Source organism: Flavobacterium macacae, assembly GCF_003865365.1.
In the GTDB taxonomy this organism is placed as follows: domain Bacteria; phylum Bacteroidota; class Bacteroidia; order Flavobacteriales; family Flavobacteriaceae; genus Flavobacterium; species Flavobacterium macacae.
In genome coordinates, this window is the sequence record NZ_RQVR01000022.1 from 13,675 (window position 1) to 36,344 (window position 22,670).

The 22,670-nt window shown below is 37.2% G+C and carries 18 protein-coding genes; 11 read left to right on the forward strand and 7 right to left on the reverse strand.

Annotated features, from left to right (window positions below):
* Window positions 1-44 precede the first annotated feature (44 nt).
* From EG849_RS14145 to ypfJ, 7 genes are all read left to right on the forward strand, one after another.
* Entirely contained in the window at window positions 45-1,469 is a 1,425-nt protein-coding gene (locus EG849_RS14145) for an L-serine ammonia-lyase (protein ID WP_125013878.1), read from the forward strand.
* Window positions 1,470-1,731: 262 nt separating this feature from the next.
* The gene (panB, locus tag EG849_RS14150) at window positions 1,732-2,550 is read left to right on the forward strand and encodes a 3-methyl-2-oxobutanoate hydroxymethyltransferase (RefSeq protein WP_125013880.1); all 819 of its coding nucleotides are present in this window, start codon (window positions 1,732-1,734) and stop codon (window positions 2,548-2,550) included.
* 36 nt (window positions 2,551-2,586) lie between these two features.
* Window positions 2,587-3,276 (forward strand): RluA family pseudouridine synthase, encoded by a 690-nt coding sequence (locus EG849_RS14155; RefSeq protein ID WP_199732331.1) that lies wholly within the window; start codon window positions 2,587-2,589, stop codon window positions 3,274-3,276.
* Between the two features lie 107 nt (window positions 3,277-3,383).
* Complete coding sequence (locus EG849_RS14160) at window positions 3,384-4,709, forward strand: hypothetical protein (protein ID WP_233581811.1); 1,326 nt, start codon at window positions 3,384-3,386, stop codon at window positions 4,707-4,709.
* A 9-nt stretch (window positions 4,710-4,718) separates the two neighbouring features.
* Entirely contained in the window at window positions 4,719-6,044 is a 1,326-nt protein-coding gene (locus tag EG849_RS14165; RefSeq protein WP_125013884.1) for an aldehyde dehydrogenase, read from the forward strand.
* 49 nt (window positions 6,045-6,093) lie between these two features.
* Window positions 6,094-6,888: a DUF2189 domain-containing protein gene (locus EG849_RS14170; RefSeq protein WP_125013886.1), complete on the forward strand. Its 795-nt coding sequence runs from the start codon at window positions 6,094-6,096 to the stop codon at window positions 6,886-6,888.
* Window positions 6,889-7,012: 124 nt separating this feature from the next.
* Complete coding sequence (ypfJ, locus tag EG849_RS14175) at window positions 7,013-7,873, forward strand: KPN_02809 family neutral zinc metallopeptidase (RefSeq protein WP_125013888.1); 861 nt, start codon at window positions 7,013-7,015, stop codon at window positions 7,871-7,873.
* 30 nt (window positions 7,874-7,903) lie between these two features.
* On the opposite strand, the gene EG849_RS14180 is transcribed toward ypfJ, so the two are convergent.
* Window positions 7,904-9,439, reverse strand: a complete 1,536-nt coding sequence (locus tag EG849_RS14180) for a YifB family Mg chelatase-like AAA ATPase (RefSeq protein ID WP_125013890.1) — start codon at window positions 9,437-9,439, stop codon at window positions 7,904-7,906.
* 216 nt (window positions 9,440-9,655) lie between these two features.
* Here EG849_RS14180 and EG849_RS14185 point away from each other — a divergent pair, with 216 nt between their 5' ends.
* From EG849_RS14185 to EG849_RS14200, 4 genes are all read left to right on the forward strand, one after another.
* Window positions 9,656-10,858: a sensor histidine kinase gene (locus EG849_RS14185; protein WP_125013892.1), complete on the forward strand. Its 1,203-nt coding sequence runs from the start codon at window positions 9,656-9,658 to the stop codon at window positions 10,856-10,858.
* 65 nt (window positions 10,859-10,923) lie between these two features.
* The gene (locus EG849_RS14190; protein WP_125013894.1) at window positions 10,924-12,282 is read left to right on the forward strand and encodes an FAD-dependent oxidoreductase; all 1,359 of its coding nucleotides are present in this window, start codon (window positions 10,924-10,926) and stop codon (window positions 12,280-12,282) included.
* Between the two features lie 162 nt (window positions 12,283-12,444).
* Window positions 12,445-12,978: a GNAT family N-acetyltransferase gene (locus tag EG849_RS14195; RefSeq protein ID WP_233581812.1), complete on the forward strand. Its 534-nt coding sequence runs from the start codon at window positions 12,445-12,447 to the stop codon at window positions 12,976-12,978.
* A gap of 29 nt (window positions 12,979-13,007) precedes the next feature.
* On the forward strand, window positions 13,008-14,081 hold the full coding sequence (locus tag EG849_RS14200) for an alanine/ornithine racemase family PLP-dependent enzyme (RefSeq protein ID WP_125013897.1): 1,074 nt from the start codon (window positions 13,008-13,010) through the stop codon (window positions 14,079-14,081).
* A gap of 29 nt (window positions 14,082-14,110) precedes the next feature.
* Here the strand turns inward: EG849_RS14200 and EG849_RS14205 are convergent, their stop codons facing one another.
* From EG849_RS14205 to nhaA, 6 genes are all read right to left on the reverse strand, one after another.
* Window positions 14,111-16,054 (reverse strand): protein-disulfide reductase DsbD family protein, encoded by a 1,944-nt coding sequence (locus EG849_RS14205; RefSeq protein WP_125013899.1) that lies wholly within the window; start codon window positions 16,052-16,054, stop codon window positions 14,111-14,113.
* On the reverse strand, window positions 16,054-17,358 hold the full coding sequence (gene tilS / locus EG849_RS14210; protein WP_125013901.1) for a tRNA lysidine(34) synthetase TilS: 1,305 nt from the start codon (window positions 17,356-17,358) through the stop codon (window positions 16,054-16,056). The genes EG849_RS14205 and tilS overlap by 1 nt, the downstream gene beginning before the upstream one ends.
* Window positions 17,359-17,406: 48 nt before the next feature.
* Window positions 17,407-18,696 carry an anthranilate synthase component I family protein gene (locus EG849_RS14215; RefSeq protein ID WP_125013903.1) on the reverse strand — a complete coding sequence of 430 codons (1,290 nt, stop codon included), beginning with the start codon at window positions 18,694-18,696 and terminating at the stop codon, window positions 17,407-17,409.
* Window positions 18,697-19,166: 470 nt separating this feature from the next.
* A complete protein-coding gene (gene lpdA / locus EG849_RS14220; protein WP_125013905.1) occupies window positions 19,167-20,573 on the reverse strand; it encodes a dihydrolipoyl dehydrogenase in 1,407 nt (468 codons plus the stop codon).
* A 162-nt stretch (window positions 20,574-20,735) separates the two neighbouring features.
* Window positions 20,736-20,981 (reverse strand): hypothetical protein, encoded by a 246-nt coding sequence (locus EG849_RS14225; protein ID WP_125013907.1) that lies wholly within the window; start codon window positions 20,979-20,981, stop codon window positions 20,736-20,738.
* A gap of 26 nt (window positions 20,982-21,007) precedes the next feature.
* A complete protein-coding gene (gene nhaA, locus EG849_RS14230; protein ID WP_125013909.1) occupies window positions 21,008-22,366 on the reverse strand; it encodes a Na+/H+ antiporter NhaA in 1,359 nt (452 codons plus the stop codon).
* Window positions 22,367-22,670: the final 304 nt, after the last annotated feature.

A 22,670-nucleotide genomic window follows, 5' to 3' on the forward strand; every position in this document is an offset into this window, starting at 1 on the left:
AATCGGTAAAACCTATATATTTGCACAAATTTGCACTTTAGATTATGGAAGAATGTATCTCGGTTTTTGATATGCTTAAAATTGGTGTCGGACCTTCAAGTTCTCATACTTTGGGACCTTGGCGCGGTGCCGAACGTTTTTTAGAAGAACTTCGTGAAGAAAATATTTTAAGCAAAATTGTCAGAATCAAAGTTGATCTGTTCGGTTCCCTTTCGCTTACCGGCAAAGGCCACGCCACAGATTTGGCGGTGATGCTGGGTTTGACTGGCGCTGATCCCGAATTTATTCCGATTGAAAATATCGACAAAATCATTTCTTCGATCAAAAAAACAAAGGAATTGAATTTGGCTGGCGAAACGATGATTTCCTTTGATATGGAAACCGATATCGTGTTCAACAAAAATTTTCTTCCGTTTCACTCTAACGGATTTTCGTTTACGGCTTATACTTCTGAAACCGAATATGAATCGACTTTTTACTCGATTGGTGGCGGTTTCGTGGTTAAAGAAGAGCGCCTGAATGCAAAGAAAAAATTAGAAATAAAATGTGCTTTTCCGTTCCCAATCCAGCGTGCGGACGAGCTTTTAAATTATACCATTCAGGAAAACAAAAACGTTTCAGAAATCGTTTACGAAAACGAAATCTCGATGCGGACTCCGGAAAATGTCAATAGCGAATTGATGCGCGTTTGGGAGACCATGCTCGAATGTATGTACATCGGCTGTCATTCTGAAGGAATTCTTCCAGGAGGCCTGAACGTTCGCCGTCGTGCTTTTGACATGCACCAAAATTTAATTGGACTGGCCAATTATTCGAATCCGCAAGAATGGCTTGAATGCATCAGAAAAACGGAAGTGAAATTTCGCCAAATCTTGAAATGGGTCAGCTGTTTTGCTTTAGCGGTAAATGAAGTCAATGCAGCTTTAGGCCGTGTGGTAACTGCTCCAACCAATGGAAGCGCTGGCGTTATTCCCGCGGTTCTGATGTATTATTTGGTCATTGAAAATCATGAAGCTGGCGAAAAAGAAATCAAGCAATTTTTGATGGTTGCCGGTGAAATTGGAAGCATCTTCAAAAAAGGCGCAACAATTTCCGCAGCAATGGGTGGTTGTCAGGCTGAAATAGGCGTTTCTTCGGCAATGGCCGCGGCGGCTTTGTGCGAATTAATGGGCGGAAAACCAGCGCAGGTCCTTATGGCTGCTGAAATTGCAATGGAACACCATCTAGGCTTGACGTGCGATCCAATTGGCGGCTTGGTTCAGATTCCGTGTATTGAAAGAAATACAATGGGTGCGATCAAAGCGATTAATGCGGCAGAATTGGCATTGGAAACCGATCCAAAAAACGCAAAAGTACCTTTGGATAAAGTCATCAACACGATGTGGGAAACCGCTAAAGACATGAATACCAAATACAAAGAAACGTCTGAAGGCGGTTTGGCGATCAGTGTGAATCTGGCAGATTGCTAAATGTTTTCAGTTTAGTAATCAGTAAATCCAGACATTAATTCTCTTTGTTAAAACAATACTAATGTTGTTTTTGTTAAATTTGGTACTAAAACACTCGCTACAAACAATATAATACATTTCAAAAACTTCTTTTGTAAAAAAATTGTTTTTAAGTGCCAGCCATACTTAAAGCAATTTGTACATTTACAGATTGTTTAAAAGATTTTTAAGATGGTGCTTGCACAGGCAGCTCTTAAATCTAAAATCATAAATCTGGAATAAAATGTCTGTAGCAAAAAAAGATTACAAAAGAATTACGACCAAGTCCTTGATTGAAATGAAAGCCCAAGGCGAGAAAATTTCAATGTTGACTGCATATGATTTCACAATGGCAAAAATTGTTGACAGCGCTGGAGTTGACGTGATTTTGGTAGGCGATTCTGCTTCCAATGTGATGGCAGGTCACGAAACGACTTTGCCAATTACGTTAGACCAAATGATTTATCACGCGTCAAGCGTAGTTCGCGCTGTCTCAAGAGCTTTGGTGGTGGTAGATCTGCCTTTTGGAAGCTACCAATCGGATCCCAAAGAAGCCCTTCGTTCATCTATCAGAATTATGAAAGAAAGTGGCGGACACGCTGTAAAATTAGAAGGCGGAAGCGAAATCAAAGATTCAATCAAGAAGATTTTAAACGCTGGAATTCCGGTTATGGGACATTTAGGCTTGACACCTCAATCCATCTACAAATTCGGAACCTATACCGTTCGTGCCAAAGAAGATGCGGAAGCAGAAAAACTAATTGAAGACGCTCAATTATTAGAAAGATTGGGATGTTTTGCAATCGTTTTAGAGAAAATCCCAGCTCATTTGGCCGAAAAAGTAGCTAAAAGCATTACGATTCCGGTTATTGGTATTGGAGCTGGCGGTGGCGTTGACGGACAAGTTTTGGTTATCCATGATATGCTTGGAATGAACAATGAATTTAGCCCAAGATTTCTACGCAGATATATGGATTTATATGACGGAATGACGACTGCAATCGGCAAATATGTGACGGATGTAAAAAGCAGTGATTTCCCTAATGAGAAAGAGCAATATTAATCAAATTAGAAAATTCGTTAATTCTATAATTTGATAATGAAAATAGTTTCTACAAAAAACAACCTCCAAGTTCTCCACGAAGACAATCACATCATTGTGGTCAATAAACGCGTAGGCGATATTGTGCAAGGCGATAAAACAGGCGACAAACCGTTAAGCGATGTCGTTAAAGAATATATTAAAGATAAATACAACAAACCCGGTGACGTTTTTCTTGGCGTCGTTCATCGACTAGATAGGCCAACCACCGGGATTGTTGTTTTTGCACGCACTTCAAAGGCCCTGACGCGCCTAAATGAATTGTTTGCAAACAGAGAGACCCAAAAAACCTATTGGGCTGTGGTAAAAAACAAGCCTTCTGAAAAAGAGGCAAAACTCGTTCATTACTTAAAAAGAAACGAGAAAAATAATACTTCAAAAGCACATTTAAAAAAAGTTCCGGATAGTAAGGTAGCGAGTTTGGATTATAAAATCATCAAGGAACTCAACAATTATTTTGCTTTGGAGATCAATCTTCACACGGGAAGACATCATCAAATTAGAGCGCAACTTTCAGCAATCGGATCTCCTATAAAAGGCGATTTGAAATATGGTTTTGATCGAAGCAATCCTGATGGTGGAATTCATTTGCATGCTAGAAAATTATTTTTTGTACATCCTGTCACAAAGGAAAATTTGCAAATTATTGCTCCTGTTCCTGATGACGTGATTTGGAAAGCCATATAAAGCAAAAGTAAAATCGGAAAATTTACGTTAATTTAATAAATTATAATACAAATATTTATTAAATTCATAGTAAATTCTATCGCAATGAAAAATTTATTGATTTTATCGTGTTTCCTGTCTGGATTCGGAGCTTAGCACAAGAACATTTTTCAGGAATTTCTACTTCGCAAAGAGGAGGCCTCTTAAATGCTTCAATGAATCCTGCAGAACTTTCAAATCTTCAATCCAAATATGAAATTTCAGTATTTTCGGCAAGTTTTAATCTTTCTAGCAATCGATTGGGTTTTGATGATTTGGTCGGAGGCGATAATATTGAGGACAAACTTTTTGAAGGAAATAAAGACGTTGATTTGCGTTTTGACGGAGAAATATACGGACCTGGTTTTGCAATGAAAATTGATAAATGGGCATTTTCTGTTCAAACCAAAGCTTATGCAAAAATAAATTTCGCCGACGTTGATCCTACGATTGGTGATGCGGTTACAAATAGCGCTGTCAGTGCATTGCTTGGGTCTACAACGATTCAAAACAACAACAATCAGCGTGCCAACGGAACTGCTTGGGGCGAAGTTGGCTTTGGGATTTCCAGAATTTTATTTGAAAATGACGAACACAAATTTAGCGCTGGAGTCAATTTAAAATTACTTTTTCCTGGTTCATATGCCAATCTTGGTGCCGATAAATTTCAGGGAACAATCAACAATAATTTAGGCGATGTCACTTTGACAAATGCTTCGGCTAATTTAAATATTGGTTATTCTGGAAAATTGGCCGGCGATTTTACTGACTTTGACAATTATGCGAGTTCTATTTTTGGTAAATTAAATGGCTTTGCAACCGACATCGGAGTCAATTACCAATGGAAAGATAGGCTTGACGACGACAATGAAAGTTATAAATTAAATGTAGGTTTGGCCGTGAGAAACATCGGAAGCATGACTTTTAAAGATGCCAATAATCAATCTACAAATTACATTTTAAATGTTCCTGATGGTGAATTTTTAGACTTAAATCAATTTCAAGACGTATCAAGTTTGGAAGACATTGAGCAGTTGCTATTGGCCAGCGGTTACTTAAATTCTGTTGCTACAAAACGTGATTTTAAAACAAAATTACCAACTGTTTTTTCCGCGTATGCCGATGTAAAAGTGATTCCGAATTTTTTTGTAACCGTTTATGGACAGCAGAAACTCAATGAAGATGATGCCAACGATCAAATCACAACCCAAAATGTAATTTCTGTAACGCCTCGGTATACGGCTAAAAAATTTGAAGTATATTCGCCTTTAGCTTCCAATGAAATTTCAGGTTTCACTGCCGGATTAGGATTTGGTGTTGGTGGCTTTTTTATTGGCTCAAGCTCCATTTTAACTGCTTTAGGAAACGGTGACCAAGCCGATATTTATTTAGGTCTCCGATTAGGATTGCAATAATTTTCAACTATGAACAACAGCGAAATCAGTTTAAGAAAAGAAAAATTAAAGAAGTTTCTGCACACAATTACCGAAAATGAAGAAGCAATAATCAAGGCTTTATCAGATGATTTCAAGAAACCTCCATTTGAAACTTTTTTAACTGAAATCCATGTCGTGCAAGGCGATTTGAAAGATTCCATTAAAAATATAAAATCTTGGGCAAAGCCAAAGAAGGTACGTTCTTCGATTTTAAATTTCCCTTCATCTGATTACATTTATAGTGAACCTTACGGAAAAACATTGATTATCTCGCCTTGGAATTACCCGTTTCAATTGGCACTTTGTCCTATGATTGCTTCTTATGCCACCGGAAATTCTGTGGTTTTAAAACCGTCTGAATTAACTCCGAATACTTCTTCATTAATTTCAAAATTGATTCGAGAAACTTTTGATGTTAAAGAAGTTGTAGCCGTTTTGGGAGATGCTGAAGTGGCAAAATCATTATTAGAAAAGCGTTGGGATTATATATTTTTCACCGGAAGCGTTTCTGTGGGAAAAGAAGTGGCCAAAGCTGCCGCGGTAAATTTAACGCCAGTAACATTAGAATTAGGTGGTAAAAATCCGTGTATTATTGACAAGTCAGCCAATCTACAAATCGCAACGAAGCGAATTGTTTGGGGCAAATTTTTAAATGCCGGGCAAACTTGCATTGCACCCGATTATTTGTTGATTCATAGCACCGTAAAAGCCAAATTTGTAAACTTATTGATTGAAGAAATTGAAAATGCCTACGGCGAAAAACCCGAACTTTCTCTTGATTACACAAGAATCGTAAACAAAAATCATTGGATGCGATTGGTTGATTTGATAGAAAACTCAAAGGTTGTTGCTGGCGGAAATTACGAAGAAGACAATTTGTACATCGCTCCTACTTTAATTGACGAGCCTTCTTTGGATAGCAAAATCATGAAAGATGAAATTTTTGGTCCTTTGCTTCCTATGCTTTCCTATGAAAATGATAATGACTTGAAAAAAGTGATTTCCAGATATGAAAAACCACTTTCGCTATATGTTTTTTCAGATGACAAAGCTTTTGCAGAAAAAACAATTACTGACTTTTCTTTTGGTGGCGGTTGTGTAAATGATACAATCATTCACTTTTCAAACAAACGATTGCCTTTTGGCGGTGTTGGAAATAGCGGTATCGGGGCTTACCACGGAAAAAAAAGCTACGAAACCTTTTCGCACCAAAAATCAATTGTAAAAAAAGGAAATTGGTTTGACAATCCCGTTCGCTATGCGCCTTACAACAATAAATTAAAATTCATCAGAAAAATGCTGAAATGGTTTTAGTTAGCCGTTTTTTATGCCTAATTTTGCAGCATTAATTTCAAAGGTTTAAATGAAGAATACTACCAAGCAAAAGCTGGAAGAAATAAAAAGAAACGGTTATAATTTAGGCATCGGTGATGTTTTATCTGACACTTTAAAGAACTACCAAAAAACCGTTTGGGTTAATGGTGCCGCATTTTTACTTTTCGCATTCGTTTTGGTTGGAATCACCATCGGATTATCAGCAATTGTTTTCGGAGCCGATTCTTTTTCAAGCGCTTTTGGTGATTTTCAAGTGGCTAATTTTTCTTTAGTAGAAATATTCTTCACCTTATTAATTGCCGTGGTTTTAGCCGCAATTATTTGTCCGTTTTATGCTGGCCTTTTAAAAGTTTCACATAATGCGTCTACTCATAAACCTTATAATTTTAGTACTGTTTTTGATTATTACAAAAGCGATTTATTAAGGCAATTAGTCATTTCTGGCGTTTTAATTTCATCGGCTTCAAGTTTAGTTGTAACCTTAATTGAATTTTCCGGGTATATTTTCTTGGTGAAATTTATTACTTATTTCATACAATTCCTTACCGTTTTCACGATTCCATTTATCATTTTTGGAAAATTAAAAGCCATTGAAGCCATTGAAGCAAGTATTTTGATTGTATTCAAAAACTTTTTTACAATTCTATTATTGATGGTCGTTTCCATCATCCTGACTTCTTTAGGACTGATTGCACTTTTAATCGGAATCTTCTTTACACTGCCCATTATCTTTTCAATGCAGTATGTAATTTATAAAAAAGCCGTTGGAATTTATGATGAAGACAGTATCGACGATATTGGCATTTCTTCAGAATTGCTTTAACCACCTCTTTTCTGTTAAACATTTCATTTATAAAAACTATTCCTTGCCATTTTTTGATTTTTGTTAAAAAAATTAATTTTTTGGATTGAAAAATTGCTTTAATTTGTATATAAATCTACGAATTATGAAATGGTCAGGAAGACGTCAAAGTGACAATATGGAAGATCGCCGAGGAATCTCTGGTGGAAAAGTGGCCGTTGGTGGCGGTTTAATTGGAATCATCATCTTATTGGTAAATATTTTTGGTGGAGAAAGTGCTCAAAATCTTGCCCCAATCTTAGAACAATTGCAACAAGGACAGTCTTCTGCTCCTACAGAACAGCGTGATTTAACAGCAGAGGAAAAAGAAACTGGTGAATTTGTTGCAACATTGCTGGCTGACAATGAAGACGTTTGGAACAAAATTTTCACAGAAAACGGCTGGACATATGAAGCTCCAAAATTAGTTTTATTCAGCAGACAAGTGCAAACGGCTTGTGGTGGCGCAAGTGCTGCTTCAGGCCCCTTTTATTGTCCTGGTGACAAAAAAGTCTATATGGATATGACTTTCTTCGAAGAATTGAAGTCAAAATTTGGTGCCAAAGGTGGGGATTTTGCCGTAGCGTATGTTGTTGCGCACGAAATTGGACATCACGTTCAGACACTTTTAGGAACGTCAGCAAAAATGCGAAAAATGCAACAAGGCTTAAGCGAGGCTGATGCCAATAAACTTTCTGTTGCCCTTGAACTTCAAGCTGATTTTTACGCAGGAGTTTGGACCCATTATAACCAAGAAATGAATCAAATCTTGGAACCCGGAGATATTGAAGAAGCACTGAGCGCCGCAAATGCTGTGGGAGACGATGCTATTCAAAAGAAAATGCAAGGCCAAGTTGTTCCAGATTCATTTACTCATGGAACTTCTGAACAGAGAGTGTATTGGTTCAATAAAGGTTTTAAATCGGGCGATATCAAGCAGGGTGATACTTTTGCAGAACTTAGATGAAAAAAGGAAACTCAATTGAGTTGCTTTTTTTTATCCCAACCAACCTTCACGATCCAAACTCCTGTATTGAATTGCTTCTGCAATATGATGGGAAACTACGTTTTCTGAGTTATCTAAATCTGCAATTGTTCTTGAAACTTTCAAAATTCGGTCATACGCTCTTGCGGAAAGATTTAACCGCTCCATTGCAGATTTTAACAATTGTTTAGAGCTTTCATCCAAAATACAAAATTCACGAATTTGCTTTGTGTTCATTTGAGCATTATAATTGACCTTTTCATTGTCTGAAAATCTTGCTGACTGAAGTTCTCTCGCTTTTGTAACCCTTTCTCGAATGCTTGAGCTACTCTCTGATTTTCGATCATCAGAAAGTTTTTCAAAAGGAACCGGTGTAACTTCAATATGAATATCAATTCGGTCCAAAAGCGGTCCCGAAATTTTACTCAGGTAGCGGTTCATTTCATTAGGCGATGAAGTATTAGGACTTCCTGGATCGTTAAAAAATCCACTCGGGCTTGGGTTCATACTGGCCACAAGCATAAATGAAGACGGATAGGTAACGGTAAATTTAGCTCTTGAAATCGTGACTTCACGGTCTTCTAAAGGCTGTCGCATTACTTCAAGTACTTCGCGCTTAAATTCTGGCAATTCGTCTAAAAATAACACACCATTGTGCGCCATGGAAATTTCTCCGGGTTGGGGATAACTTCCACCACCAACTAATGCGACATTAGAAATCGTGTGGTGCGGGCTACGAAATGGTCTTTGGTTCATCAGACCGGCTTCTTTTATTTTGCCAACAACACTGTGGATCTTTGTGGTTTCTAAAGCTTCCCGCAATGTCATCGGTGGCAGGATGCTAGGCAATCTTTTGGCTAACATTGTTTTACCTGCGCCAGGCGGGCCAATTAAAATTAAATTATGGCCACCGGCTGCTGCAATTTCCATGCATCTTTTTATGGATTCTTGCCCTTTGACGTCACTAAAATCATATTCTGGAAAATCTAAGGTTTTATAAAACTCTTCCCTCGTATCAAAAATCGTTGGCTCCAGAGTTCCTTTGGCTTCAAAAAAATCAATAATTTCTTGTACATTTTCGACTCCATACACATCTAGTCCCGAAACAATTGCCGCTTCTTTTACATTTTGCTTTGGCAGAAAAAATCCTTTGAAGCCCTCTTCTTTTGCTTTAATTGCAATTGGCAATGCGCCACGGATGGGCTGCAAACTTCCGTCTAAAGAAAGTTCACCCATGATGATGTATTTACCTACTTCATCGGTTTGAATTTGACCAGAAGCGACAAGAATTCCCATAGCCAAAGTAAGATCGTACGCAGAGCCTTCTTTTCTCAAATCTGCAGGCGCCATGTTGATAGTGATTTTTTTTCCAGGAAGTTGGTATCCATTGTTTTTTAAAGCAGCGGCGATGCGATAACTGCTTTCTTTTATGGCATTGTCAGGAAGTCCGACCAAGTGATATCCTATTCCTTTATCAATATTTACTTCTACAGTTACGGTTGTTGCTTCAACCCCAAAGACAGCGCTTCCAAATACTTTTACTAACATGGCATATAATTTAACTTTGTTAAATTTAATAAAAAAACTCAATAGTTTTAAATTTAAAAAAATAATAATTAAACATTCGTTAATTTATGAAACTAACTGATATTTGAGTAAGAAAATAATTAATTTTACAAAACCAAAAAGATAATTAATTATAAGGATTTCCAAACCAAATGCATGATTTCTACGTAAATAAAATTTCCAATTCTGTTGTCTGAAATGATTTTTCCAAAAATACCACTAAATGAGAAAGAGCGTCTTGAAGCGCTATTGGCCTATCAAATATTAGATACAAGTCCTGAAAAAGATTTTGACGACATCGTCCAACTTGCTTCTGAAATTTGCAAGACACCCATTTCCACAATTACTTTAATTGACCAAGACCGTCAATGGTTTAAATCAAAAATCGGTTTAGAATTTAATGAAAACCCGCGTGAAATTGCATTTTGCGCCCATACAATTAATTGTCCAAACCAGACTATGATTGTCGAGAATGCTTTAGAAGACGAACGTTTTTCTCAAAGTTCCTTAGTCGTTAATTATCCTAATATTCGCTATTATGCAGGAGTTCCACTTGTAAATCCTGAGGGATTTGCCTTGGGATCTTTGTGCGTCATTGACAAAGAGCCCAGAAAGCTAGATGATTTTCAGATTATGGCATTGGAAAAATTGGCAAAGCAAGTCATTAACTTATTAGAATTAAGACGTAAAAACTTTCAATTAATTGAAAATCACAACTCCCTCTTAGCAAAATACCGGGATTTGGAGCAATTTGCTTCCGTCGTTTCTCACGATATAAAATCGCCGTTGAATAACATCATGATGCTGACCAAATTATTGAAAGAAAATAATAAAAATCAACTTGATGAAGATGGAAATCAAATGCTTGACTACATCTTTACTTCTTCTGAAGAGTTAAAAAAATTGGTTGATGCCATTTTGAATTATTACAAGCATGATAACGAAATTGTGGACACTTCTGAAAAAATTCGTCTCAATGATTTTATTTATTATGTTATTTCTATTCTAGACACAAAAAACGAATTTGAATTTATTCTTCCTGAAAAAAACCATAAGATCTTCTCAAACAAAATGGCTCTGGGACAGATTCTTTTCAACTTGGTAGGAAATAGTATCAAATATAATGACAAATCAAAAGGAATTATCACAGTAGGTTTTTCAGAAGATCAAGATCATTATATGATAACTGTTGGCGATAATGGCTGCGGCATTGATAAGTCAAATTTTGACAAAATTTTTAACACCTTTGAAACTCTAGGAAAAACAGATCGCTTCCACGCAAAGGGAACCGGAATTGGATTGTCGACAGTTCAAAAAATGGTTCAAAAATTAAATGGAAGAATTGAGCTTCATTCAGAAATTGGAATTGGAACAGAATTCAAAATTTTTCTAAAGAAATAGTTTAAATTAATCCCAAATAAGTGCCTAAGACCTAAAAGTTTTAGGCTTTTTTTATATATTTAAATATGGAAAAATACAAATTGATAATTATCGGAGGCGATGCTGCAGGAATGACTGCTGCTTCAAAAATTCGCCGTGAAAATAAAAACTGCGAGATAATCGTTTTTGAAAAATCAGAATATGTATCTTATTCAGCCTGCGGGATTCCTTATTTTATTTCAGGAAAAGTAGCTTCACATGAAGAACTAATTGTAAGAACTCCAGAAGAATTTATAAAAAAACACAAAATTGACACGCGGATTTTACACGAAGTAATTGAAGTGGATACGGATAACAACCAGGTTTTAGTTCACAAATCAGACGATAAAACTCAGTTTTGGGAATCGTATGATAAATTGCTGATTGCAACCGGCGGAAAAGCATTCTGTCCTGATGTTGAAAATCGGGATGCCGACGGAATATTTGGCGTTTCTACATTAAGAAGCGGCATCAAAGTCGATAATTTCATTAAAAATAAAAAGCCTAAAAACGCTGTAATTGTTGGTGGCGGCTACATCGGATTGGAAATGGCTGAAGCTTTGCTGATTAAAGGTTTGAACGTCTTGTTAATCAATCGTTCTGAAGAAATCATGAATACTTTAGATCCCGATATGGGGGCTTTGGTGAATAATGCAATGACGAATCTTGGCGTAAAAATTTATGCCAAAGAAGAATTGCAAAAATTTGAAGCCGACAAAAACGGAGTAACGTCTGTCGTTACTGACAAACAGACTTTAAAAGCGGATTTGGTCATTTTAGGAATGGGAACTGCTCCAAACACGGCATTCCTAAAAAAATCTAAAATCAAATTAAACGAAAAAGGAGCCGTAGTTGTCGCAAAAACGCAAAGAACCAACATCAGAAATGTTTGGGCAGCTGGGGATTGCGCTACGACTACACATTTAGTTACAAACAAGCCGTTTTACATCGCAATGGGAACGGTTGCCAATAAAACGGGATTGGTCGCCGGAAAAAATATTGAAGGCGGAAAAGCTGTTTTTCCAGGCGTTGTGGGAACTGCCGTTTGCAAGATTTGTGTTTATGAAGTGGCACGGACTGGAATGCTAGAAAAACAGCTGAAAACTTTAAATATTGATTATGTGCAAACGATGATCAAGACAAAATCCCGTGCCGGATATTATCCCGATTCTAAGGATATTTATGTCAAGCTAATTGCTGAAAAAAGAACCGGAAGACTGCTTGGCGGTCAAATTATTGGGGAAGAAGGCGCAGCAAAAAGAATTGATGTTCTGGCAACAGCACTAACTTACAAGTTAACTTTAAGAAATATTATCGACTTAGATTTGTCTTATGCACCGCCTTTTTCTCCTGTTTGGGATCCAGTTCAAACTGCTGCGCGAAAGTTGATTACACTTTTAAAATAATATTGATTTACAACTACTTAAACACTAAAAAAATCTATTTTCTTATAAAAAACTTGTTTAAACTTTCCTTTTTTTGTAAATTTGCAGTATCAAAATAAATAAGGTATCTCCTTATTTTCGTATTGGCTGTTTTCTGCAGCACGCAAAATTTTCCTATTTCAGATGTTTGAAATAAATGTGGCTTTTTTAAAGTCGCACGGAAAACTGCGTTCTTTAATTCAGATTTCGCCACTTAATAATGATAAAAATATAAAAATGGAAACCCAAACAATTAAATTTTGCGCTTACGAAAACACTTTATTCAACAACGATCAAATTGCTGATTTTTTACACGAACATTTAGATGAATTTGGTGATGAGAAAGACGATATTTTAAAATGCCTGTCTTATGTCCAAGATAAAAACAAAGGCGGTGAAATCATTTTAGCTTCCAATGAAAATGAAATTATTGGCGCCGTTGTTTTGAATAAAACTGGGATGAGTGGCTATATTCCTGAAAATATTTTGGTTTATATTGCCGTAAACAATTTTTATCGCGGTAAAGGAATCGGAAAAAAACTGATGGAATATGCCATTGAATTTTCTGATGGAAATATTGCGCTGCACTGCGAACCTGACAATCCCGCTTTTCACCTTTATGAAAAATTGGGTTTTAAAAGCAAGTACCTTGAAATGAGATTAGAAAAATCAAATTAATTCTTGCTTATTCTCCAAACGAAAAACAAATGGCTTTTATAAAATTAGACCAAAAGAAATTACAGCACAACTACAAACACCTCCAACATCTTTTTCAGTCAAGAAATATTGAATGGGGTGTAGTTTCAAAAATTTTATGTGGCAACAAACTGTTCCTCAATGAAATAATAAATTTAGGCGTAAAAGAAATTCACGATTCGCGCATCAGCAATTTAAAAACAATCAAAGAAATTGCTTCTGATGTCCAGACGGTCTACATAAAACCTCCAGCAAAACGCAGTATCGCAAAAATTGTAAAATATGCCGATGTCAGTTTTAATACTGAAATTGATACCATAATAATGCTTTCGGAAGAAGCTGGAAAACAAAATAAAATTCACAAAATCGTCATAATGATTGAAATGGGCGATTTGCGCGAAGGCGTTATGGGAGAAGATTTGATTCATTTTTATGGACAGATCATAAATTTGCCACACATAGAAATCCGTGGCATCGGAACCAATTTAAATTGCTTGAGCGGCGTGATGCCAAATCAAGATAAATTGATACAGTTAAGTCTTTATAAACAGTTAATTGAAGCTAAATTTAACATCTCCATTCCTTGGGTTTCTGGTGGTACTTCGGTTGCCATTCCGCTGATGCTGAAGAATGCAAGGCCAATGGCTGTAAATCATTTTCGAGTTGGCGAAGCTTTATTTTTCGCAAATGATTTATTTACGGGACAAACTATTGAAGGCATGGAAAGTGAGGTTTTCAAGCTGTATGCCGAAATTATTGAAATTACCGAAAAACCAGACATTCCGAGTGGCGATCTAGGGGAAAATGTAGCCGGAAATACTTTTGAATCCAACGAAAACCACGACTTGGGAACCTCCTCTCTCCGTGCCATTTTGGACATCGGACTTCTGGATATGCAACCGCAATACCTTGAGCCTCATGATGAAAACATCACAATGATTGACGCCAGTTCTGATATGCTTGTCTTGGACATTACAAATTCTGAAAAAAAGTATAAAATTGGCGATGTCATTTCGTTCAAGATTCGCTACATGGGCGCATTATATTTATTAAATTCTGATTATATCGAAAAGATTATCGCATAAAAAAATCCACTCACTGAGCGGATTTTTTTTTATTTTTTAATTCCAGATTTTAACCAAGCTTCATATTCATTAATATCTGGTGTATACCCAATTGGCTGATTTAAATCATTGCCGTCAGAATCCACTATGATGTAATAAGGTTGCGCGTTGGCTTTGTATTTTGTAATCTGAAAATCACTCCATTTGTTACCTGTTGTTTTGATTTTCTTACCTGTTTCTTTAGAAACATACTGCTCACTTTCTGGCAAATTTCTTTTGTCATCCACATAAAGCGAAACTAAAACCACGTCATTTTTTAAGATAGAAAGTATTTTGTTATCCGACCAAACATAATCTTCCATTTTACGGCAATTTACGCAAGCATACCCTGTAAAATCCAACAAAACAGGCTTATTTACTGATTTTGCGTAAGCCAATCCTTTGTCATAATCTTTAAAGGCAACGATGTCGTGAGCTCCTAATTCCGCGCCTTCTGGCAGTTCTGCCGTACTCGAACTTCCACCCTTTCCTCCAACTCCATAAGGGGATTCGCTATACGTTAAGGGTGGCGGAAAACCGCTGATCAATTTCAGTGGAGCTCCCCAAAGTCCTGGTACCAAATAAACAGTAAACGATAAAACTAATAATCCTAATGATAATCTTCCCACAGAAATGTTTGGCAATGGAGAATCGTGCGGCAAGGTAATTTTTCCAAAGAGATAAAGTGCCAAAGTTCCAAAAATTGCTATCCAAATGGCCAAGAACGTTTCTCTTTCCAACCAATGCAATTGCAAAACCAAATCGGCATTTGATAAGAATTTAAACGCTAATGCCAATTCTAAAAATCCTAAAAAGACTTTTACGGTATTCAACCATCCACCAGATTTTGGCAATGAATTCAGCCATCCCGGAAATAAAGCAAACAACATAAATGGCAGTGCCAACGCTAAAGAGAATCCAAACATCCCGATAATTGGAGCTAAACCGCCTTTTGAAGCCGCTTCAACTAACAATGTCCCAACGATTGGTCCTGTACACGAAAACGATACAATGGCCAAAGCCAAAGCCATAAACAAAATCCCAATAATACCGCCTTTATCGGCTTGTCTATCCACTTTGTTTGCCCAAGAATTTGGCAACATAATTTCAAAAGCTCCCAGAAATGAAAAAGCAAATACGACTAAAAGTAAAAAGAAGATCACATTAAACCACACGTTTGTGGACAACGCATTTAAAGCATCTGAACCAAAAACCAGCGTGATTACTGTTCCTAAAAACACATAAATCAAGATAATTGAAATTCCGTAAATGATAGCATTTTTGATGCCTTTTGCTTTGTTTTTGCTTTGTTTTGTGAAAAAACTTACCGTCATCGGGATCATTGGAAATACACAAGGCGTCAAAAGCGCTGCAAATCCTGATAAAAACGCGATGAAGAAAATGGAAAACAATCCTTTCTTAGGTTCTTCAATTGCTTTTACAACAGATTCTTTTTTAGGTGACTCTTTTTTAATTTCTGTAAAAGCGGGAACTTCAGCAACGGTAACCTTCTCTAAGTCAAACTCAAAATATTTATTCTGCTGAATACAAACCTCTTTACAAACTTGGTAAGACAATTCCACCTGAACCAAATTGTTCGATGGATTTGTAATTTTTATCAACTGCTGGAGCTGCATTGTTTCTTTAAAGAACGTTTCATCCACTTTAAAAACGTCATTGAATTCGGTGGTCGTTTCACTTTCTTTGGCTTTTCCGACTGGCTCAAAATTATCTTTGCCGTTGTTAAACAAGACTTCCAAAGGCAGTGCGCCTCCGTCTGGCGTAAACTGGGAATACACGTGCCATAAAGGTTCAATCACACCGTCAAAAGTCAGTAAATACTCGGTATCTGATTTCTTTTCAATTTTGGATGTCCATTTTACCGGATCTAAAATTTGCGCATTTGAAGAAATAAATGCAAAAAACAAAAAGAATAAAAGGGCTATTTTTTTCATTACAGAAGTGCTATTTTTAATATGGGGGTTGTGTTATTTTTACTATAAAATCTGCGGTCTTGACGTTTTCCAATGATCCAGACGATCTCCTGATCCGACACCAGAAGCCACGTATTTTCTTTCTCGCTTAAAGAGAATTTCTCATCTTTAAAATACTTGCTGACTTTCTTTTTTCCGTCGATTCCGGCTGGGCAAAAATAGTCACCTTCTTGCCACTTTCTTACCGTCAAAGGGAACTTTAACTTTTCTTTATCTACGTAAATTGCAGCAGGATTAGATGTTTTATCCGATTGAAATACCGTTTCCAGTTTTAATTTTATAGGAAAATCGATTCCAGCATCGTCCTCAATTTCATAAATACGTTCGTCTTTTTCAAGAATGGGCTCCAAAATAAGAAAATCCCTGTCTTTTAAAAGTCTAAATTTATCCGAAAGAATGAATTTGCCTGATTGGGCTTCGGTTAAATTTGAAATATCTTTCCATGCCGTAAATCCGAAAGGCCGCAACCATTCAAAAAGATAGGCTTCATAATTCGGAAGCCTTTTTAAATCAAACAATCGAAAGAATTTTTGGTTTTCTTTCTCCGTGACTACTTGTTTGTAGACCAAAACCGAAGCGTCTTCTGCCAACGATTTTGATTGGTTCAAATGGCTTAAAGTATCTTGAAACGAATTCAAAAAACTTGAATTTAAGCTTTTCAATATCGGAACAATATCATGTCTTAATTTATTTCGAAGGTATTTGTCTGAAGCATTGCTGCTGTCTTCGCGCCATTCAATTTTATTTTCAGAAGCAAAATTTTGAATCTCTTCCCTGCTGAATTTTAATAGCGGACGTACGATTTTATCATTCTGGACTGGAATTCCAGTCAAGCCTTCCAACCCTGTTCCGCGCGTGAAATTGATCAAAAAAGTTTCCAAATTATCATCTAAATGGTGCGCCGTCAAGATGAAATCTAAATTATTTTCTTCGAGCAATTGGTGAAACCAAATGTATCTCAATTGCCGTGCAGCAAGCTGAATGGATAGTTTATTATCTTGCGCAAAACGTTCTGTATCAAAGTGGGTTACAAATACCTCTAAGTTATTTTCAGCTGCAAAATTTCTGACAAATTGCTCATCGCCATCACTTTCGCTACCGCGTAAATTAAAATTGCAATGCGCCAACGAAACAGCGTAACCGGATTGCCTTAACAACTGTGCCAAAACAATACTGTCGATGCCACCGCTGATGGCCAAAAGCAGTTTTTTCTCTCTTAAAAAAGGAAGGTTTTCCGAAAGATGTTTTTGAAATTTAAAAAGCATTTTCAAAGATAGGAAAAGGAAATTTTAATACCTAACAGGTTTTTTAATTCAAGAAAGCACTTCACGCATGGCTTTGGCTTTCAGCAGGCATTCTTCATATTCTTTTTCAGGAATGGAGAGCGAAGTAATGGCGCTCCCGACTGAAAAGGAAACATAATTATTTTGTTGACTGTACAAGATACTTCGGATCACGACATTAAAATCAAAGTCATTTTCAGGCGTAAAATAACCGATGGCGCCGCTGTAAAGGCCTCGTTTTGTTTCTTCTAAATCTTCGATGATCTGCATCGCCGCGATTTTTGGCGCTCCCGTCATGCTTCCCATCGGGAAAGTGGTTTTGATGATTTCAGTAAGTGCTTTATCCGATTCTACTTTTGAGATTACCGTGGAAATTAAATGATGTACTTGCTTGAAACTGTATGCGCCACACAATTCTTCTACTTCAACCGAACCTTTTGAAGCCGTTCGGGACAAGTCATTTCTGACCAAATCGACAATCATGATGTTTTCGGAGCGCTCCTTTTCGTTGGAAGCCAACCCTAATTTGCTTTTTTCATCTTCAACTTCATCTAAAAATCGCTTTGAAGTTCCTTTTATCGGCTGGGAAATAATGGTATCGTTTTCTTTTTTCAAATACCGTTCTGGCGAAGCGGACAGCAAAAACTGCTTGTGATTTTTGAAGTACGCGGCAAAAGGCGGTTCTGAAATTTCATTCAGCTTTTGGTAGATTTCAATTGGATTTATTGTAGCATTTTCGGCGAAGAATTCCATACAAAAATTGGCTTCATAAATGTCGCCGCGCTGAATGTGCTCGAGCATTTTTGAAACTTTTAAAACATATTCCTCTTCTGAAATTCGCTGCTGTATCTGAAGATTTCTATCTGAAACCGGCGTACTGCAATCTGCAATCTGATGGATTTCATCTAAATCTTCTTCCACTTCGTCATCACACATATTAAGGTACTTGATTTCGAGCTGGTTTTCTTTTAAAAGAAATAGTTTTTTAGGCTGGAAAAAGAACAGTTCAGGAAAATTCAGTCCGTCAAAATTCTTGGATTTCAGAGCTTCGGTATCGTTTTTTAAATCATACGACAGGTATCCAAAAAGCCAATCTCTTGTGGTCTGCTGGTATTGCTTTAAATCTTCAAACGCGTTGATTTCATCGGTTTTAATGGACGTGAACGCATCAACGGCAAGGACAGCATCGAAAGAAGTGTATTTTTGATCGTAATTATTGCTGTCTAAAAACAGGGCTTCTCTAAATTGCTGCGACCAGTTCAAGAGCTGTTTTTTGAATTGGATTGGATTTTTAATCTGAAGCTTTATTGACGTTCTCAAGGGATTTTATTTAAAGTGTAAAATTAGGAAAATTAAAATGATTCTCGAAGGCGCTTGTAAGCAAATCATTCTGAAGTGATGGCTTTGTTTCTTGCAAAGTTTTTTTATCGCAAAGACGGTAAGGCGCAAAGTTCAGGAGGAAAATAGTTCTTTTTATTTGATTACTTGTTTCTTCAAAGGTTTTTAGGGAGAAGGCGCTAAGCCAATAAGTTTTTTAGTTACTGTTGGCAGGCAATGGTTCAGGGGTTTCTAAAAAAGCGGACAGTTTCTCAAATAGCCCCGATGGTGCCCTTGTTTGAGCTCTTGCTTTTGCGCCAGAAAAAGCAAAGCGAGTGGCTCCAGCGGGAATTGCCTTTGCTGAAAATGAAATGACGGTTCGCTTCCAATAAAAAACCCGCTTCTTGTGGAAACGGGTTTTATGTATTTAAAATTTTTCGAATATCTAACTATCGAAAAAATACAATCTGATTTTACATGTGCAAAGGTCGGTTTTCCGTTGCAGCCAATGCCGCTTCCTTAACCGCTTCCGCGTAGGTTGGGTGTGCGTGGCTCATTCTTGAAATGTCTTCGGCAGACGCCTTGAATTCCATTGCTACGACAGCTTCTGCGATCAAATCGGCAGTTCGGGCACCAATCATGTGGATTCCCAACACTTCGTCAGTCTTTTTATCCGCCAAGATTTTCACGAAACCGTCTGTGTCGCCACTTGCGCGGGAACGTCCCAACGCTTTGAAAGGAAAACTTCCTGCTTTGTACTCTACTCCTGCTTCTTTCAATTGCTCTTCGGTTTTACCAACCGCGGCAACTTCTGGCCAAGTGTACACCACTCCAGGAATCAAGTTGTAATCGATGTGCGGTTTTTGTCCGGCTAACGTTTCCGCTACAAACACACCTTCTTCTTCGGCTTTGTGCGCCAACATTGCACCTTTAACAACGTCACCGATGGCATATATATTTGCAACCGAAGTCTGTAAATGATCGTTCACTTCGATTTGACCTCTTTCCGTAACTTTTACACCTGCTTTTTCAGCGTTCAAACCGTCAGTATAAGGACGACGGCCCACAGAAACTAGAGAATAATCTCCGTCAAGCGTAATCGTTTCGCCTTTTGCGTTTTCAGCCTGTACTTGAACTCCTTCGCCGTTTCTTTCTACCGATTTCACTTTGTGCGACGTGTAGAATTTCATGCCTTGTTTCTTCAAGACTTTTGTCAGTTCTTTAGACAAGCCAGCATCCATTCCTGGAATGATCCTGTCTAAATATTCCACTACAGAAACTTGAGCACCAAGACGAAGATATACTTGTCCCAACTCCAATCCGATAACGCCACCGCCAATAACGATAAGGTGTTTCGGAACTTCTTTCAAATTTAATGCTTCTGTAGAAGTAATGATTTTTTCGTTATCGATTTTGATAAATGGCAAAGAAGATGGTTTCGAACCTGTAGCAATAATCGTGTTTTTTGCTTCCAACGTTTCAGAAGAACCGTCAGCTTTTGTCACTTTTACGTGCGTGGCATCTTCAAAAGAACCAACACCTTCAAAAACGGTAATTTTATTTTTGTCCATCAAATATTTGATGCCCGAAACGTTTTGGTCTACAACCGACCCTTTTCTGGCAATCATTTGTTCGATTGAAAATTTGATTTCTCCTATAATTTCGATTCCGTGTTCTTTGAAATGCGAAATGGCGTCGTGGTAATGGTGTGAAGAATCTAGCAACGCTTTTGATGGAATACAGCCTACATTTAGGCAAGTGCCGCCAAGAGTTGAATATTTTTCGATGATTGCGGTGTTGAAACCCAATTGTGCACAACGAATTGCAGCAACATATCCACCAGGTCCTGAACCGATAACGACTACGTCAAATGAACTCATATTATATTTATTTGTGTGTTTTTAAAATTGTGTAGCAAAATTACGGAAGTTTTTTTGTTTAGGAAGTGTTTTGAAGTTACTAATTGTGAACAATTAAAACTATTTCAAAATTATCCGGAAAACTTCAAATTTCTGCTCCTGCATTTTTTTAAAACGTTGCTTTTAAAAACCATATTTGGCTTTCATTTTGTTTTTAAAATCTTCCCATGATTTCACTTCGGGCTCGTTTGAGACAGGATCTTTTAGATGTTGTTTTTCTTCGGATTCCTGATTTTCAGTTTCAGAAGATGTTTCTGTTTGGGCAATGATTTTAGAGAAAGTGCTGTCTAGAATTTCTAATTTTGATTCATCTTCAAGAATTTTTTCAAAATTGTCTTTTAATTTTTCTTTTAATGCTGCAGTATTCATATCTGTATGGTTTGATTATAATTTATTTAGGCCTCCTCACGTATCTTTTTCGCTTCTTTTGAAGCGTTGCGGCTAAGAATAAGGTATCCTAAAACTCCGGCGATGATAGAGGCGACAAAGATTCCAATTTTAGCTTGCGTAATTTGTACTGGATCCGCATACGCTAGCGTCGTGATGAAAAGGCACATGGTGAATCCAATGCCTGCTAAAACGCTGATCCCGAAAAGATGGTTGACCGTCATTTTCTTTGGAAGCTGTACCCATTTAAGTTTCAGCAATATAAAAGTAACACCGAAGATTCCCAGAAATTTACCGGCAACCAGCCCAACTACGATTCCGGAGAAAATGTTGGTTGAGAATAAATCTGTAAAATTTATATTAAACACGACACCCGCATTGGCCAAGGCAAAAATCGGCATCACTACAAATGAAACCACAGGATGCAAGCTATGTTCCAACCGCTGTAAAGGAGGCATGGCGTATTTGGTCATGGATTTCATCTTGCCAATAATGTGCAATTGATCGTTGGTCAATGTAGGTCCGTCAAGCGATTCTGTTTCATCCAAACGATGCGAATATTTCTTTATGTTTTTAAGAAATCCTATTTCGCTGATTTTTGTAGTCGCAGGAATGGTAAAGGCCACCAAAACAGCGGCGATTGTGGCGTGAACTCCCGATAGCAGAAACGGAATCCAGACACCTAATATTCCGACAGCTCCATAAAAGAAGGTGCTTCTGACCCCGAATTTATTGGCAATAATCAGCAATACGAAGAAAATTAATCCGACAATTAAACTGATATACGAGATTTCATTGGTGTACACTAAAGCGATAATCAATACCGCCCCGATGTCATCGACAATCCCGAAAGCGGTGAAAAAGATCTTGACCGAAACGGGAACTTTGTCTCCCAGTAAGTATAAAATTCCGAGCACGAAGGCGATGTCGCACGCCATCGGGATTCCCCAACCTTTTAAGGCTTCGGGGTCACCGCCATTAAACAAGGAAAATATCAAGGCAGGGAAAATCATTCCAGAAATACCGACAATGACGGGGAGAATGGCATTTTTAAATCCTGATAACTGGCCGTCGACCATTTCCCGTTTTAATTCCAAACCTAAAACAAAGAAAAATATGGAGATCAGACCGTCGTTGATCCAGTGGTGCAAATCATAATCTAAGAAGATGGTGTCATTAAAACGAATTGAAATCCTGTTTTTCCACAAACCTAAAAACCAATCTGACCAGGCCGAATTGGCTAAAATTACAGCAATGATTGTGGCTGCGAGAAGCACCACTCCTCCCATAACGGAGTTGCTGATAAAAGATTTTAAAGGATTAATTACATACTTGTCAACAGGCGCTTGTTTTAATTGGTCTTGCATAGATAAATTTTGGTGATTTTTCCAAAAATAACTTTTTCAAAATAAAAACAAAGATGATTATGAGTTAATTATGTTTTTTTTAGCATTTTTTTCAACCAATTAACGCTGGATTAATTCTTACTTTTTCAACGATAAAACGTTTATATAGTCTTAGTTTTGTAAGAAATAAAGATTACTTTAGTAGGGAATATTTGTTATTTAATCTTTTAGACTTGAGTTAAAGTTAGGGTATATGCTAGTTTGGATATGCAAATAAAACCTGCAGTATAAGTTAAGCTACATTTTTGTAATTAATTTGATTGTT

What these genes read in the sequence shown, in the direction of transcription:
- EG849_RS14145 (WP_125013878.1), top strand. Translation starts at nt 45, where the DNA reads ATGGAAGAATGTATCTCGGTTTTTGATATGCTTAAAATTGGTGTCGGA.
- panB (WP_125013880.1), top strand. Translation starts at nt 1,732, where the DNA reads ATGTCTGTAGCAAAAAAAGATTACAAAAGAATTACGACCAAGTCCTTG.
- EG849_RS14155 (WP_199732331.1), top strand. Translation starts at nt 2,587, where the DNA reads ATGAAAATAGTTTCTACAAAAAACAACCTCCAAGTTCTCCACGAAGAC.
- EG849_RS14165 (WP_125013884.1), top strand. Translation starts at nt 4,719, where the DNA reads ATGAACAACAGCGAAATCAGTTTAAGAAAAGAAAAATTAAAGAAGTTT.
- EG849_RS14170 (WP_125013886.1), top strand. Translation starts at nt 6,094, where the DNA reads ATGAAGAATACTACCAAGCAAAAGCTGGAAGAAATAAAAAGAAACGGT.
- ypfJ (WP_125013888.1), top strand. Translation starts at nt 7,013, where the DNA reads ATGAAATGGTCAGGAAGACGTCAAAGTGACAATATGGAAGATCGCCGA.
- EG849_RS14180 (WP_125013890.1), bottom strand. Translation starts at nt 9,439, where the DNA reads ATGTTAGTAAAAGTATTTGGAAGCGCTGTCTTTGGGGTTGAAGCAACA.
- EG849_RS14185 (WP_125013892.1), top strand. Translation starts at nt 9,656, where the DNA reads ATGATTTTTCCAAAAATACCACTAAATGAGAAAGAGCGTCTTGAAGCG.
- EG849_RS14190 (WP_125013894.1), top strand. Translation starts at nt 10,924, where the DNA reads ATGGAAAAATACAAATTGATAATTATCGGAGGCGATGCTGCAGGAATG.
- EG849_RS14195 (WP_233581812.1), top strand. Translation starts at nt 12,445, where the DNA reads ATGTTTGAAATAAATGTGGCTTTTTTAAAGTCGCACGGAAAACTGCGT.
- EG849_RS14200 (WP_125013897.1), top strand. Translation starts at nt 13,008, where the DNA reads ATGGCTTTTATAAAATTAGACCAAAAGAAATTACAGCACAACTACAAA.
- EG849_RS14205 (WP_125013899.1), bottom strand. Translation starts at nt 16,054, where the DNA reads ATGAAAAAAATAGCCCTTTTATTCTTTTTGTTTTTTGCATTTATTTCT.
- tilS (WP_125013901.1), bottom strand. Translation starts at nt 17,358, where the DNA reads ATGCTTTTTAAATTTCAAAAACATCTTTCGGAAAACCTTCCTTTTTTA.
- lpdA (WP_125013905.1), bottom strand. Translation starts at nt 20,573, where the DNA reads ATGAGTTCATTTGACGTAGTCGTTATCGGTTCAGGACCTGGTGGATAT.
- EG849_RS14225 (WP_125013907.1), bottom strand. Translation starts at nt 20,981, where the DNA reads ATGAATACTGCAGCATTAAAAGAAAAATTAAAAGACAATTTTGAAAAA.
- nhaA (WP_125013909.1), bottom strand. Translation starts at nt 22,366, where the DNA reads ATGCAAGACCAATTAAAACAAGCGCCTGTTGACAAGTATGTAATTAAT.